We start from the raw sequence: 13225 nt of genomic DNA on the forward strand, positions 1-13225 counted from the left end.
CGCGGCCGCCCCGAGCAGCGTTACCTCGAGTCGCGGGCCGCGAAGCTGTCACCCCAGGCCGCTGCGGATGGCGGCGGCCGCGGTGGTCAGGACCAGCTGCTGAGCGGTCTCCAGGGCCCACCGCCCGGCCGCCCGGAGGTGGCGGTTCGTCCCGGTCTCGTCGCCGCGGGCCGCGGCCTCCCCGGCGGCCACCACGGCCGTCACCGACTCCTGCTCCTGCGGCGTGCGGGCGGCCGCGGACAGCACCTCCCGCAGCTCCGTCAGCTCGGCGGCCAGCGGCTTGAGGTCGGGCGCGGCGTTGATCGTGGTGTTCTCGATCCGGTTGCCGTCGCCGATGCTGCCGGACGTGACGGGGCCGTTGAAGGTCGAGCTGGACATGGTGCCTCCCTGGGCGTGGATCTCGATCCGGTTGGGTTGGTCGATGCGGCGGCGCAGCGTGTCGAGCTCCACCTGGAAGTTGCGTTCCCGGTCGCAGCGGCGCAGCGTGCTGTGCAGGAGCAGGTCGGTGTTGCCGGCCTCCGGGCGCTGGCCCATCACGCCGAGGTAGACCAGGCGGGCGGCCACCCGGTTGGCCTCGTTCCACTGGGCCCGGGCCTGGCGGATCAGGTCGCGGCACTCGTCCCACCGGCAGCGGTCGACGGCCAGCTCGGCGCCCGCCCAGGCCAGCCATCCGCGCACCCGGGCGAGTTCCATCTCGGTCAGCGCGCGGGCGTTGCGGGACACCTGGCGGCTCACCGCCTCGTCGAAGATCCGCTGGTACGCCGACACCGCCTCACGGCCGGCCACCACCGCGTCGGGATAGTTGCCGTTCTGCGCCTCGCGCAACGTCTCGACGAAGCTCTGCGCCGCCTTCACGTAGCGCACCCCGTCGGACAGGTCCCGGCGCAGCTCCTCGAACTGCGGGTCGGCCGAGTCGGACGCCTGGCGCAGCAGCTCGTCGAAGACCACGCCGGTCTTGTCGAAGCACCCGTACGCCCCGACGAAGTCCCCGGAGCGCATCTGCGAGAGCCCGGTGACCATCTGCAGCATCGCCTCGGTCAGCGTGTAGCGCAGCGCGCCCACCTCGTGCAACGGCAGGTCGTCGTCCTCGGCCAGGCGCGCGAACGCGGCCATCGCGGACCGCAGGTGCACCTCGGCGGTCTCGAAGTCGGCGGCGCCGCGGCGCTCGTCGGCCCGGTTGACGTCCTGCAGGCCCTCGGCGAGCAGGACCGCGCCGGTCGTCGCCGCGATGATGTGGTCGAGCGTCGCCGCGTACTCCGGATCGGCGTCCGCACCGGCCTGCCGCTCGCGCAGCGCGATCTCCCGCTGCACCTCGTTGAGCTGGGCGAACCGTCCGAACAACTCGTGCGCGCCGGCGAACTCGAACGCCTTCTGCCGGGAGGCCGCCGCGCCCATGACGATCGTCTCCAGGGCGGATTCGGCCCGCACGTACGCGTCGAAGGCCTCCCGGTCCAGGGACGGCTGGTGTTCGTAGTAGTCGACCTCGGCGACCAGCGCGTCGAAGTCGTCCGGGTCCGACGTGGCCGGTGGGCTGCTCGTCCTCACTCGTCCGGCTCCCCGGTCGCGGCCATCGCGGACACGGCGAAGGGCGGTGAGGAGGCGGTGCGGTGGACCAGGATGCGCGCGCCGGCGGCGGGTTGGTTCTCCAGGATCCACCGATTCAGGGGTACGCGTACCCAATCCTCCAGCAGCGGGCTGCGGATCTGCCGCGCGCCCAGCGCGGAGCCCCGCCGCGCGATCTCCTCGGCCACCGCGCGGCTGATCGCCGGCCGGTCCAGCACCAGGTCCCAGCCGCGGTGCCGGGCAGCCTCCTCGAGCTGGTCGAGGAACTTGGCGGTGATGTCCCTGGTGACGTCCTCGCGCAGCAGATCGAACACGACCACGCCGCTGCCCAGCCGGCCGAGCAGCTCGGGCCGCCGCAGCCGGGTGCCGAAGTGGTCGCGGACCGCCTGGTGGAAGTGGTCGCGGACGGCCTCGTAGGACATCTCCGGCCCGGCGTCGGCCCGCCCCAGGTCGCTGGCGCCGATGTTCGACGTGAAGATCACGATCGAGTGGCTGAAGTGCGCCGTCCGGCCCTGCCCGTCGGTGAGCCGCCCGTCGTCGATGATCTGCAGGAACTTGTCCATGATCTTCTCGTGCGCCTTCTCGATCTCGTCGAAGAGCAGCACGCTGAACGGCCGTTCCAGCACCCAGTTGGTGAGCGTGCCGCCGTGCTCGTGGCCGACGAAACCGGGCGGCGAGCCGGTCAGCCGCTCGCTGGTGTGCTCCTGGCTGTACTCGCTCATGTCGAACCGGCGCAGCGCGGTCTCGTCGTCGAAGACCAGCTCGGCGAGGGCCTTGGCCAGCTCGGTCTTGCCGGTGCCGGTCGGGCCGACGAAGAAGAAGACGCCCTTGGGCCGGCCGCCGGCCCGGTCGCCGCCCGCCCCGAAGTCCAGCCCGGACCGCGCGTTGACGAGCACGTCGGTGACCGCGCGGACGGCCGCGGGCTGGCCGATCACCCGCCGGGACAGCGTTCCCCCGGCGGTGCGGATCCGCTCCAGGTCGAGCTGTTCCCACGGGTCGTCGCGCAGGCCGAACCGGTGCCGGGCGACCAGCCGGTGCGGGGCGGTGGGCGGGATCCGGGCCAGCCGCGAGGTGTCCGCGAGCGCGCCGAGGTCGATCACGGTCATCCCGTCGGTCAGGTTGGCCAGCACGGTGGTGGCCCGGCCCAGCTCGTTCTCGGGCATGTCGGCGGCGCCGTGGTAGCCGCCGATCCGCTCGGCCAGGAACGCGGCCCGCTCGGCGACGGCGGGCCGCTCGGCCAGGACGGCGGCCACCGTCGGGTTGTCCCGGTGCAGCCAGGCGGGCAGGGCGGCCAGGTCGCGGGCGACCAGCACGAGCCGGGCGGCGCCGGTGGCGAGCAGGCTGCGGACGTGCGCGACGTGTGTGAGGTGGTCGCCGGTGACCTGGGCGGCCGTGCCGACCAGCAGGTCCGCCGACTCCCAGACGATCGCGCAGCTCCGCTCGGTCTGCGCGGCCAGCCGGCGGGCCACGGCGAGCAGGTCGGTCGCGGTGCGCGGTTCGGCCGTACCCGCGCTGAGAAGTTGCCTTTCGAGGGCGTCGGCCGAGGCAGCGAGCCGTTCCTGGCGAGGGTCGGCCGGAACCTCCGGATGAGGGCTGGGCGCCGGCTGGGTGGCCGGTCCGGGTTCCGGGCTCAGGTACGGCCGGACGAACTCGCGCACGGCCGGCGACGGGTACGTGATCCCGTCGGCCAGCCCGAACCGCAGCACCACCTCGAAGCCGGCCACCGCGAGGAAGTCGGTGAGCGTGGCCGGGAACGGCTGGTAGCGGTGGTCCCACCGGACCAGGTCGTCCACGTTGCCGTGGATCACCAGGTGCCGCCCGCGCTGCAACTCGTGGTAGGCGCGCACCAGCCACGGCGCGCCTTTCGGCGGATCGGTCACGGCCGAGCCTCCCGGCGGACGGCGTCGCCGGTCTGATGGGGGAGGCGGATCGCGCCGCCGGATGACGGGTCGTCGTCGCGGCCGTCCCAGGTGACGCCGCTGAGCACCACGCCGTCGTGTTCCGCCCGCACGTGCAGCGCGTTGATCACGTCGAGGAGGCTGTCGCAGGCGGGCCCGGGCCCGGTCTCCCGCCGTACCGTCTCGGACGCGTACCGCACCCGGTGACCGCCCTCCTCCTCGGCGGTGACCAGCACGGCCATCGCCTCGCCGCCGGCCCGGACCGCGCGCAGCCCGATCGTGCCGTCCGGGTTCTCGGTGAGGCTGCCGGCGTCCACCGCGAAGCCCACCGCGGGCAGCGCCTTGACCAGCGAGCCGAGGATGGCACGGCGTTCGGAGATCTGGTCGATCACCTCGTCCAGCCCGTCCTCGATGCCGTCCAGCCGGCGGCTCAGCGCCGCGCCGAGCAGCGGCACCTCGGTGACGTCGCGCGCGGCGATCCGCTCGTGCAGCATGGCGATCGCCTCCCCGGCGCGCTCGTCGTCGGCCAAGGGCACCCGGGCCACGCGGGCGTCCGCGCGCAACGTCTCCAGCCGGTCGGCGAGCCGGTCGACCAGGGCGCCGGCCTCCTCGCGCTCCCGCTCGGCGGCGGCCCGCGCGGCGGACACCCGGTCCAGGTGGGCGCCGACGGCGGCGGCGAGCGCATCCGGGTCAGCCGCGCCGGTGCCGGCCAGCTGTGCGTCGATCTCCCGTGCTCCGGCGGGGTCGAGGGCTGCCCGGTCGGTCACCCGGCTCAGCTCGGCGCGCAACGACTCCAGCTTGTCCCGCACCGACGCGCGTTCCCGGAGGGCGGCCTCGGTGCGCAGCCGTTCGATGTCCCGCCGCGTCCGGTCCAGCCCGGCCACCGCCTCGGCCAGTTCCTCGGGCGTACCGGCCGCCCCGAGCCGGTCGAGTGCCCCGGCGAGGTCCGCCTGCCGGCCGGTGGCCGCGGCGGCGGCGGTGAGACCGGCCGCGCCCGCCCGGTGCCGGGTCGCCGCCTCGGTCACCGCCCGCCGCCGTTCGCGGTCGGCGGCGTCGCGCCGGCGTCGCCGCCGGACGTCCTGCTCGCGGCGCAGCGCATCCCGGATCTGCCGGGTCATCTGGGCGAAGCTGTACTTCGGCGACCTGCTCACCGTGGATTCCTCCCCATCGCGTTCTCGAAGGAGCGGCGGAATCCGGCGACCGGCGGAACGCCCAGCCACTGCATGTCCCCGCCCGCGGTCACCTCGAACTGGAGCCCCGCGCCGCGGTCGTCGGCGAGCGGCGGATGCCGGTCGGTGAGCCGGTGCACCCGCTGGTTGTCCGAGCCACGCCAGCGCAGGTCGGCGTGCCGGTGCGCCAGGTACGGCCCGTCCACCAGCAGGTCCAGCAGCCCGAGCAGCCGGCGCTGGCCCGCGTCGCCCCGCCGCCGCAGATGCTCGATCGTGAAACCCGAGTACGCCATCGTGGACATCTCGCGCCGGGCCCGCACCGCGGTGATCAGGTCGGCCACCGCCCCGGCCTGCGCGAACGGTTCACCGCCCGAGACGGTCAGCCCGTCGACCGGCGCGCCGGCGATCCGGGCGGCCAGATCGTCCACCGGCACGTCCCGGCCGCCGGCGGCCGGGATCCATTGCGGGCTGACACAGTCCCGGCAGGTCAGCGGGCACCCCTGCACCCAGACCACGAAGCGCGTGCCGGGTCCGAGCACGTCACAGGCGGCGTGGGTCTCCGCTATCCGGATCATGCGGAGTTCGCCACCGCGACGCAGAGGATGAAGACGATGACCGACAGCACGACGATCGCCAGGATCAGGCCGGGCGAGGTCTTGGTCTCGACCTTCGCCGGGGTGACGGGCGGTGTCGGAGCCGGCTGGGATACCGGCTGGGTCACCGGTTGCGGCGCACCGGTCTGGACGGACGGTCGCGGCGGCGGGGGATAGGCGCTCAGCCGCGGACGCTGCCGCTGGAGCGGCATCGTCACGGTCGGCTCCCAGGCGGGCGGCGCGGTCCAGCCGGCCGGCGGCGGGAAGTGGTCGCCCTGCCCGGCGGCGATCCGGGCACACCACACGCAGGCCGGCGCCGACCGGTGGTAGGCGTGGCGCGGATTGTGGCGGCAGCCCATCAGCTCGTACCCGGTGCGTTCCAGCTCGTCCGCCCAGGCCAGGCCGGCCGGACGGTTGCCCGGTGCGGCGTACCCGGCCTCGAAGCAGGCGCCGATCAGCGCGCGTACCCGTGGAGGAAGGACCTCACCGCCCAGCGCGCCCACCGCCGGGACCATCCGCTCCGGATGGGTGACCCGGTTGTTCTGCAGTTTGATGTTGTCGGCGACGTTGACCGACGGCGGCGAACCGGTCGACACCCCCTCGTACGGGTGGTCGCCCTCCATCAGCAGCTGGCAGAGCAGCACGCCCAGCGCGAACAGGTCGTGCTCGCGGGTCATGCCGGCGCCCTGGCGCAGCAGTTCCGGCGCCGCGTACTCCGGGGTGAATTTCTCGCCGCGGTGCAGCTCACCGGTCACCGGATCGGTGAACTGCACGCCGTCGCAGTCCAGCAGCGTCACGTGCCCGTGCCGGTCGACCAGCACGTTGCTCGGGCTGACGTCGCCGATCACCACACCCGCCGCGTGCAGCATGTCGAAGAGCCGGCCGATCCGCGCCGCGATCGCGAACGTGGTCCGCCACGTCGGTTCGTCGAGCTCGGTGATGCGCCGCGCCGGGTCGAGCAGCCGCAGCAGCGGGACGCCGGAGATCCGCGGCACCACCACGCCGCGCAGGCGCCCGTCGTCGTCGCGCAGGGTGGCCCGCGGCCAGGCCACATGCAGGTGCCCGGAGCAGTCGCCGCCCCATTCCACCGGGGCGAGCCGGGTGAGCGCGTCCAGCCTCGGGCTCAGCCCCGCCGCCCGGTCCGGATCCGAGTAGATCTTGGCGCAGACGTGCTCGCTGTCCGCGACCGGCAGGACCACGCCTTCCGCGCCCCGGCCGATCTCCGCGTCGACGACGACGTCGACCGGGCGGCCCGCTGAGGTGTGCAACGTGCGAGTCCTCACTTGCGTACCGCCATGAGCAGGGTCTTGTCGTCGCCGGACGACGCCGCGAACTCGCGGGACGACAGCTTGCGGTTCAGGTCCGCCGCGTCCACCGCCGGGCTGCGGAACATGTCCAGGTAGGCGTCGACGTCGGCGGGCGCCGAATGGTGCATGCGCCCGTCCGGCGCCCGGGTCACGTCCAGCAGGCCGTCGATCACACCGTCGGTGCCCAGCGCGATCCCGCACAGCCCGGTGTCCACGAGCAGGCCGTGCCGCAGGTCGTCCTCGCGCCCAGGCGAGGTGAGGAAGACCGTCTCGCTCGCACTCTCCCGCGTGGCCGGTGGCGGCACGAGCAGCCGTGACCCGCCCGGTTGCCGCTGCGTGACGAGAAAACCATCACCGACGCAGACGTACGCGAGGAACGGCGGCCCGGCCACGACGGCGAGCAGCGTCGTCGCGTAGTCCGCCGGGGTTCCGCCGGACCGCACCACCTGCTGGTCGAAATACTGCAGGCAGGCAACCGCGAAGGTGGGCACCGCCGCACGCCACGCCGCCGGTGAGCCCGGAGGCCGGGCGAAGCACTGCACGGCCGCGTCCACGGCCGCCTCGACCGCGAAGTTCGAGCCGATCGACGCCCGCGCGGCCGATCCCGCGCCGTCCGCGACCGCCAGCACGTGCAGGCCGCCCGGCAGCGCCCGCTGCTTGACACTGTCCTGGTTGGGCAGCCCGACGTTGGCGTGGTTGGGGCCCGGGACCGAGCCGGCGATGACCCGCCAGCCCGGCAGGCCGGCCGTGGCGGTCATCCGTTCGTCAGCCAGTCACGCATGGCCGCGTTCTTCGCGTTGTCCTCCTGGAAGTGCTGGTAGATCTGGTCGGCCGGGGCTTCCCGCGACTCCGCCTGCGCCGAGCCGATGCTGGTCGACACCAGCCGCAGCACCTCGGTGAAGTTGGTGTCGTGAAGCAGGTAGTTCGCCTGAGGCGCCAGCCCGTTCAGCACCGCCGGATCGGCGCCGCGCACGCCCATCCCGAAGAACAGCAGGTGCTTGCCGGCCTCGTGCTGGCGCAGCAGCGGCGCCACGTCCTGCCAGCGGTCGGTGGGCCGGCCCTGCTCGTCGGTCGGCACCCCGTCGGTGAGCAGGTAGATCATCGGCCGGTACGCGAGGCCGACGCCCTCCTGCATCAGCTCCGACTTGCGCGTGCTGAGCACCTGCAGGGCGTACTGGATGGCCTCGACCATGGGCGTCACCCCTTCCGCCTCCAGCCGTGGCGGGTTGAACTCCCGGATCGGCGCGAACGGCCGGGTGGCCTGCCCCGCGACCTGCCCACGCGGATCCACCGCGACGACGTGTCCCCGCCCGAACGTGATCATCGCGATCTCGCCGGAGGACATCAGGAAGTCGTTGCCCCGCAACTCTTCGGCCCAGTTCCGCAGCGCGGTGTTGAGCTCCTCGATCGCACCGGTCTGCCGCATCGACGACGACGTGTCCAGCAGCATGATGATCAGCGTCCGGTTACGGGCCTGCCGCACCGGCAACGAGTCAACGGTCATGCCCGGACCTCCTGATGGCCGTCAGCGCCCCGTTGCGGTCCTGCCGCTCGGGCGGTGAGTCGATGGTCATGGCCGGACCTCCTGACGGTGGTCGGCGTCCGGTTGCGGTCCTGCCGCACGGGCGGTGAGTCGACGGTCATGGCCGCACCTCCTGCTTGACGCTGAGACTGACAACGAGCGCATCTTTTTCCTGACTGTGCTGGACGACGGAGAGTGAGCTGCCCGGATGGACCGGCTCGCCGGGCCGGCGCAGGGCGGCCCAGACCAGGACACCGCCGGCGTCCACATATCCGCCGCCCGGTCCGAAGTGGGTGACCGCGGTGACCGTCGCGGGAACGGCGTCCAGCACCTCGTCGGGCAGCGGCCCGGGCGGCGGGCCGACCTGCTGACCGTGCTGCCCGCCGTGGTGCGAGCCGTGCTGGCCGCCGTGGTGCGCGCCGTGCTGTGGGCCGGACTGCGTGGCGTGCTGCTGACCGTGCTGTGGAGCGGCGTGCTGCTGACCGTGCTGTGGAACGGAATGCGCGCCGTACTGCTGACCGGGGTGTGCGCCGTGTTGAGGGCCGGGCCTGTGGTGCCGTTCTTGCGTTCCGGCGACCGGACGCGTGACCGCCGGGGCCGTCGCCGGAGTCTGGGCTGAGGCCCGCGGCGACGGGTGCGACTGTGCGGGCGACGTCGGCGGGCCGGAACGCTGGTAGGGCGGCACCTGGTGCAGGCCTGTAGCCGCCGCTTGCTGTCTCCGCGCGCGGACGAGCAGAACGGACACCGCGACAGCACCCAGAAACGTCAGCACCCCGCCGGTCTTCACCGCCCGCCCCGTGCCGAAGTCCCGCCCACCCGAAGCCGAGAAGGTCCGCACGAACGTCGCGGTAGGGGCCCGCTGACCACGGTTCTCCCAGCCGTTCGGCAGATCGGTCCCATCATCGGAAGCCTCCAACGGCACGGCGTGCTCCCTCAGGTCGGCCAAGGCCCGACACGATTTCGGCACCGACGACTCTTCGCAGTCGGCGAGGCCGGCTTGGATCGTGGGCGACTCCGGCCGGACAACGACAACGAAGTCGGCCTCCACATCGGCGAGTTCCCCACTGAGCCGCCGGTCGTCACCCTTCTTGAAGGCATGCAGATCAACCACCGCAATCGTGGTCGTGCGCGCCGAGCCAGCGGTAAGCCCCGCGATCAACGGAGTGAACACCAGCACGACCGACACTCCGATCGCGACCGACGCGACGATGGCCAGCGCCCGTGCTTGCGCGTTCATGCACCTACCGCTCCCCGCACCGCCCCCGGCGATTCCGAAGGCATGCCGAATCCTTCGCCACGGCGAGTGACGGCTACAACGGCCGCGAGAACGGAACCGCCTGTCCGTTCCCTGCCCCGAAGCGGCGATCGACCTAATCCCTCCGGGGGAGTCCGAGGGTTCACCACCGCCTATGCGCCGGTCTGAGCGATCCGTCTGAGCCGGCCCGCGTGAGCTGCTCCGCCCGTGCGGTCTGCGAGCTGTTCTACCCCGTGCGGTCTGCTTGGGCTGCTCCGCCCGTGCGGTCCGCTTGAGCTGCTCTACCCGTGCGAACCCGTGAGCCGATCCACCCGTGCGATCCACCTGCCGGTCCGCCGCTGCGCCGGTCCACCGCTGCGCCGGTCCACCGCTGCGCCGGTCCGCCGCTGCGGTCGGGCAACTCCAGCACCCGTTCGCGCAGGTCGACGTCCGCGTGAGCCGGTCCGCGCGGGTGATCGACCTGAGCTGGTCCGCCTGGGTCGCTTCGCCTACGCGATCTGGTAGCCGACTCCCGGTGTCGTCGTGATGACCGGCGGGGCGCCGAGCTTACGGCGCAGCCGGCCGACCGTGACCGCCACGGTGTTGGTGAACGGGTCGGCGTTCTCGTCCCAGACCTGATCGAGCAGCGCCTCGGCGCTCAGGAAGCCCGGGCTGGCCGCCAGCAGCGCCTCCAGCACGGCGAACTCCTTGACCGACAGATCCAGATGGCGGCCGTCCCGGGTCGCGGTGCGCCGCAGCGGGTCGAGCTCGATGCCGGCGGACGCGAGCGTCGGCGGACGCGCGAACGGCCGGCGCCGGGCCAGCGCCCGAATGCGCAGAATCAGCTCGGGAAAGTGGAACGGCTTGGCCAGATAGTCGTCGGCGCCCAGCGTCAGCCCGCTCACCCGGTCGCCCGGCGCACCAGCCGCCGTCAACATCAGAACCATCGGCCGGTCCGCACGCTGAATGATCATCTGGCAGAGCGTGTCGCCGTGCAGCCGCGGCAGGTCCCGATCCAGGACGACCACCTCCGGCGTGGTGACATCCATCTTGGCCGCGGCGTCCAGCCCGTCATACGCGAGGTCGACCGCCATACCTTGGTCCCGCAGTCCCTCGGCGACCACCTCCGCCAGGGCTTGGTCGTCCTCGACCAGCAGGATTCTCATGCGGACGGCGAGCTTCCGGATGGCGGGATCACGAACGGGGAGGTCTCGGACGGCGGGGTGATGGATGGCGAGGTCCCGGACGGTGGGGTGACATACGGTCGAGTGCCTGACTGAGGGGTGCCTGACTGAGGGGTGCCTGACTGAGAGGTTACGGACGGAGGGTTGACGGGCGGCGGGGCGACGGATGGCCCGGTGTCGGACGGTGGGTTGACGGAAGGCGGGGTAATTGAAGGCTGGGTGTCGGACGGCAGGGTGATGGTCACGGCGAGGCCGCCCGAATGGCGGGCCCGCAGGTCGACCCGGCCGCCGTGGGCCGCCGCCACCGCGGCGACGATGGACAGGCCGAGGCCGGAGGAGCCGGTCCGTTCGCCGCCCAGCCGCTCGAAGGGCTGCGTCAGCCGGTCCACCTCGGCCTGAGCGAGCAACGCCCCGCCGGTCTCGACGGTCAGCGTCGCCTCGGCGTACCCGCGGACGCCCTTGATGGTGATCCACCCGTCCGGCTCGTTGTGCGTGACGGCGTTGTCGATGATGTTGCCGACCAGGCGGGACAGCAGCGGCGGACTGCCCCGGACCACCAGCGACGGAGGCATGTCCAGGGTCGTCGCCGGAGCATCGGCCGGCAACGCCGCCGTCACCAGCGCGGTCAGGTCGACCGGGGCGGTGTCGGCGAGGGCGCCGTGCTGGGCGCGGGCCAGCACCAGGAACCCGTCGAGCAGATGCTCCACCCGGTCCAGCTGGGGGCGTAGCCGGTCGGCGAGCGCCACCGTGGACGTCGCAGGGGCGGGTTTCGCGACCGCCACGTCCAGCGACGCGCGCATCGTCGCGAGGGGCGTTCGCAGCTCGTGCGAGGCGTTCGCCACGAAGCGGCGCTGTGCCCCGAACGACACCTCCAGCCGTTCCAGCAGCTCATCGACGGTGTCGGCGAGATCTTTCACCTCGTCGACCGGCCCCCGCACGGCCAGTCGCGCATCCAGGCTGTCGGCCGAGATGCGACGGGTGGCGCTCGCGATGTCCCGCAGCGGCCGGAGGACCCGCTTGGCCAGCAGGCGCCCGACCAGCAGGGAGGCGATCGCCATGATGATCAGCGAGAGCACCGCTCCCACCAGTAGCTGGCGTGTCTGGATCGCCTCGGGCGGCGGCGCCGGCGGACCTGGTGGCCTGGGCGTGCCCGCCGGGGACGTGGCCTTGGTCTGGGCAAGCAGAAACGTCAGCCCGATCATCAGCACCCCGGACGCGAGGAAGCCTCCCGCGTACAAAATCGTGAACCTCGCCCTCGCTCGCATGTCGCCCAGCATGCCCTGCGGCGCCTAACAGGGGCGTGACAACACCGATGCGGCTGGCGTTAGGCCCAGCGCCGTAGAACTTCTCGCATGCGCCGACTCATCGCCTTGGCAACCGCAGCCCTCATCGTCATCGGGCTGGGGCTGCTTTCCGCGTACGGAAATCGCTCCTCCTGCGGTGGACCTTGCCCCACGCCGCTGGCCGAGGGTTCCGACCAGTTCTGGTTCTACCACCGCGACCTGGGCCCGTCCGGCAGCATCACGGTGCGGCTGACCTCGATGACCGGCACGGTCACCTACCCGCCGAGGCCCGGCCTGGTGCCGTGGGCGAAGACCGGGATCATCGTCAAGGACGGCGTGCGTCCCGGCTCGTCTTACGCCGCGCTGATGCTGACCGGAGCGCACGGGGTCCGCTTCCAGCACGGCTTCGAGCACGACGTGGCCGGCGGCGACGGCAACTGGCTGCGCCTGACCCGCAGCGGCGACACGATCACCGGCGCCCAGTCCACCGACGGCAAGCAGTGGCACACCGTCGGCACGGCGACCCTGTCCGGCCTGCCCGAGACGGCGCAGGTGGGCCTCTTCGCCACCTCACCCGGCGCGCTGACGGTGCTCCGCAACGGCACGGAGCAAACCCGCTTCACCCAGGCGGTGGGCGTCTTCGACAACGTCACCCCGTCGTCCGCCCCGTGGCGCAGCGAGCCGGTCGGCGAGATGAACATGACCGACTGGGAGAAGCATCACCACGCCTCCGGAGCCGTCTCGCAGGACGGCGTCATCACGGTCAGCGGTACGGGCGACATCGGCCCGCTCAGCGATCAGGGCGTGCTCACCGTGCGGTCGCTGATGCTCGGCCTGCCGATCGCGCTGATCATCCTGCTCGTTCTCGGCGCTCGTCCCCGCTGGCGGTTCCTGCCCTTGGCTTTCGCCGCCTTCGCCACCGGCCTGGTGGCCGTCGGTGTCACGGTGGCCGCGGGCTTCGCTGTGCTGCACGCTCACCACATCCCGGTCCAGCCACTGTCTCCGCTGACGGGCGCGCGGGTGATCATCGGCCTCGCCGTGGCGCTTGCACTGAGTGCCGTCCTTGCACAGGGGCTGTCCCGCTGGACCCGGCGACCGTGGCTCGGTTCGGTGATCGCGGTGGCCCTGGTCTGCGTGCCCTACCTGCTCACGGCCCTGCCGCTGCTTCCCGATGCGGTGGCTTCGTGGCTGTTGCGGCTGACTCCGGCGGCCGGGTTCGCCGTGCAGCAGACCCTGGTCGAATACCCGCAGGTGGTCGCGAACTACGCGCCTTCGGCGGGTTACTTCCCGCTGCCTTGGTGGGGCGGGCTGGCGGTCCTGGCGGCCTACGCGGGGGTGGTGGTCGGTCTTTCCAAGATCAAGGCTTAGGTACGCGCAGCGAACGGTCCCGGCCTGGATCAGACGCTTCCGTAGGTCACGTGTCCGTCCGGGGTGGTGGTGGGTGTCTCGGGTTGCGGTCGACGGTGAGGAGG

The 13225-nt window shown here is 72.6% G+C and carries 11 protein-coding genes; 1 reads left to right on the plus strand and 10 read right to left on the minus strand.

Annotation, left to right across the window (positions count from 1 at the left end; all coding sequences use genetic code 11):
• Positions 1-48 precede the first annotated feature (48 nt).
• From QSK31_RS28400 to QSK31_RS28445, 10 genes are all read right to left on the minus strand, one after another.
• Complete coding sequence (locus QSK31_RS28400; RefSeq protein ID WP_285687482.1) at positions 49-1545, minus strand: hypothetical protein; 1497 nt, start codon at positions 1543-1545, stop codon at positions 49-51.
• A complete protein-coding gene (locus QSK31_RS28405) occupies positions 1542-3443 on the minus strand; it encodes an AAA family ATPase (RefSeq protein ID WP_285687484.1) in 1902 nt (633 codons plus the stop codon). Before QSK31_RS28405 ends, QSK31_RS28400 begins: the two co-directional genes overlap by 4 nt.
• Entirely contained in the window at positions 3440-4612 is a 1173-nt protein-coding gene (locus tag QSK31_RS28410; protein WP_285687486.1) for a hypothetical protein, read from the minus strand. The genes QSK31_RS28405 and QSK31_RS28410 overlap by 4 nt, the downstream gene beginning before the upstream one ends.
• Complete coding sequence (locus QSK31_RS28415) at positions 4609-5205, minus strand: 4Fe-4S single cluster domain-containing protein (RefSeq protein WP_285687487.1); 597 nt, start codon at positions 5203-5205, stop codon at positions 4609-4611. Before QSK31_RS28415 ends, QSK31_RS28410 begins: the two co-directional genes overlap by 4 nt.
• Positions 5202-6506, minus strand: coding sequence for a protein kinase domain-containing protein (locus QSK31_RS28420; RefSeq protein WP_285687489.1), 1305 nt, complete (start codon positions 6504-6506; stop codon positions 5202-5204). The genes QSK31_RS28415 and QSK31_RS28420 overlap by 4 nt, the downstream gene beginning before the upstream one ends.
• Positions 6503-7288 carry a PP2C family serine/threonine-protein phosphatase gene (locus QSK31_RS28425; protein WP_285687491.1) on the minus strand — a complete coding sequence of 262 codons (786 nt, stop codon included), beginning with the start codon at positions 7286-7288 and terminating at the stop codon, positions 6503-6505. The genes QSK31_RS28420 and QSK31_RS28425 overlap by 4 nt, the downstream gene beginning before the upstream one ends.
• Positions 7285-8034, minus strand: coding sequence for a vWA domain-containing protein (locus tag QSK31_RS28430; protein WP_285687492.1), 750 nt, complete (start codon positions 8032-8034; stop codon positions 7285-7287). Before QSK31_RS28430 ends, QSK31_RS28425 begins: the two co-directional genes overlap by 4 nt.
• Positions 8035-8170: 136 nt before the next feature.
• Positions 8171-9289 (minus strand): hypothetical protein, encoded by a 1119-nt coding sequence (locus QSK31_RS28435; protein WP_285687494.1) that lies wholly within the window; start codon positions 9287-9289, stop codon positions 8171-8173.
• 506 nt (positions 9290-9795) lie between these two features.
• Positions 9796-10452 (minus strand): response regulator transcription factor, encoded by a 657-nt coding sequence (locus QSK31_RS28440; RefSeq protein WP_285687496.1) that lies wholly within the window; start codon positions 10450-10452, stop codon positions 9796-9798.
• Positions 10449-11735, minus strand: a complete 1287-nt coding sequence (locus tag QSK31_RS28445) for a sensor histidine kinase (RefSeq protein ID WP_285687498.1) — start codon at positions 11733-11735, stop codon at positions 10449-10451. Before QSK31_RS28445 ends, QSK31_RS28440 begins: the two co-directional genes overlap by 4 nt.
• Before the next feature lie 87 nt (positions 11736-11822).
• Between QSK31_RS28445 and QSK31_RS28450 the strand changes: the two genes are divergently transcribed.
• Entirely contained in the window at positions 11823-13121 is a 1299-nt protein-coding gene (locus QSK31_RS28450) for a DUF1349 domain-containing protein (RefSeq protein WP_285687500.1), read from the plus strand.
• Positions 13122-13225: the final 104 nt, after the last annotated feature.

Source organism: Actinoplanes sp. NBRC 103695 (genome assembly GCF_030269485.1).
In the GTDB taxonomy this organism is placed as follows: domain Bacteria; phylum Actinomycetota; class Actinomycetes; order Mycobacteriales; family Micromonosporaceae; genus Actinoplanes.

What these genes read in the sequence shown, in the direction of transcription:
- QSK31_RS28415 (WP_285687487.1), bottom strand. Translation starts at nt 5,205, where the DNA reads ATGATCCGGATAGCGGAGACCCACGCCGCCTGTGACGTGCTCGGACCC.
- QSK31_RS28425 (WP_285687491.1), bottom strand. Translation starts at nt 7,288, where the DNA reads ATGACCGCCACGGCCGGCCTGCCGGGCTGGCGGGTCATCGCCGGCTCG.
- QSK31_RS28430 (WP_285687492.1), bottom strand. Translation starts at nt 8,034, where the DNA reads ATGACCGTTGACTCGTTGCCGGTGCGGCAGGCCCGTAACCGGACGCTG.
- QSK31_RS28435 (WP_285687494.1), bottom strand. Translation starts at nt 9,289, where the DNA reads ATGAACGCGCAAGCACGGGCGCTGGCCATCGTCGCGTCGGTCGCGATC.
- QSK31_RS28440 (WP_285687496.1), bottom strand. Translation starts at nt 10,452, where the DNA reads ATGAGAATCCTGCTGGTCGAGGACGACCAAGCCCTGGCGGAGGTGGTC.
- QSK31_RS28445 (WP_285687498.1), bottom strand. Translation starts at nt 11,735, where the DNA reads ATGCGAGCGAGGGCGAGGTTCACGATTTTGTACGCGGGAGGCTTCCTC.
- QSK31_RS28450 (WP_285687500.1), top strand. Translation starts at nt 11,823, where the DNA reads ATGCGCCGACTCATCGCCTTGGCAACCGCAGCCCTCATCGTCATCGGG.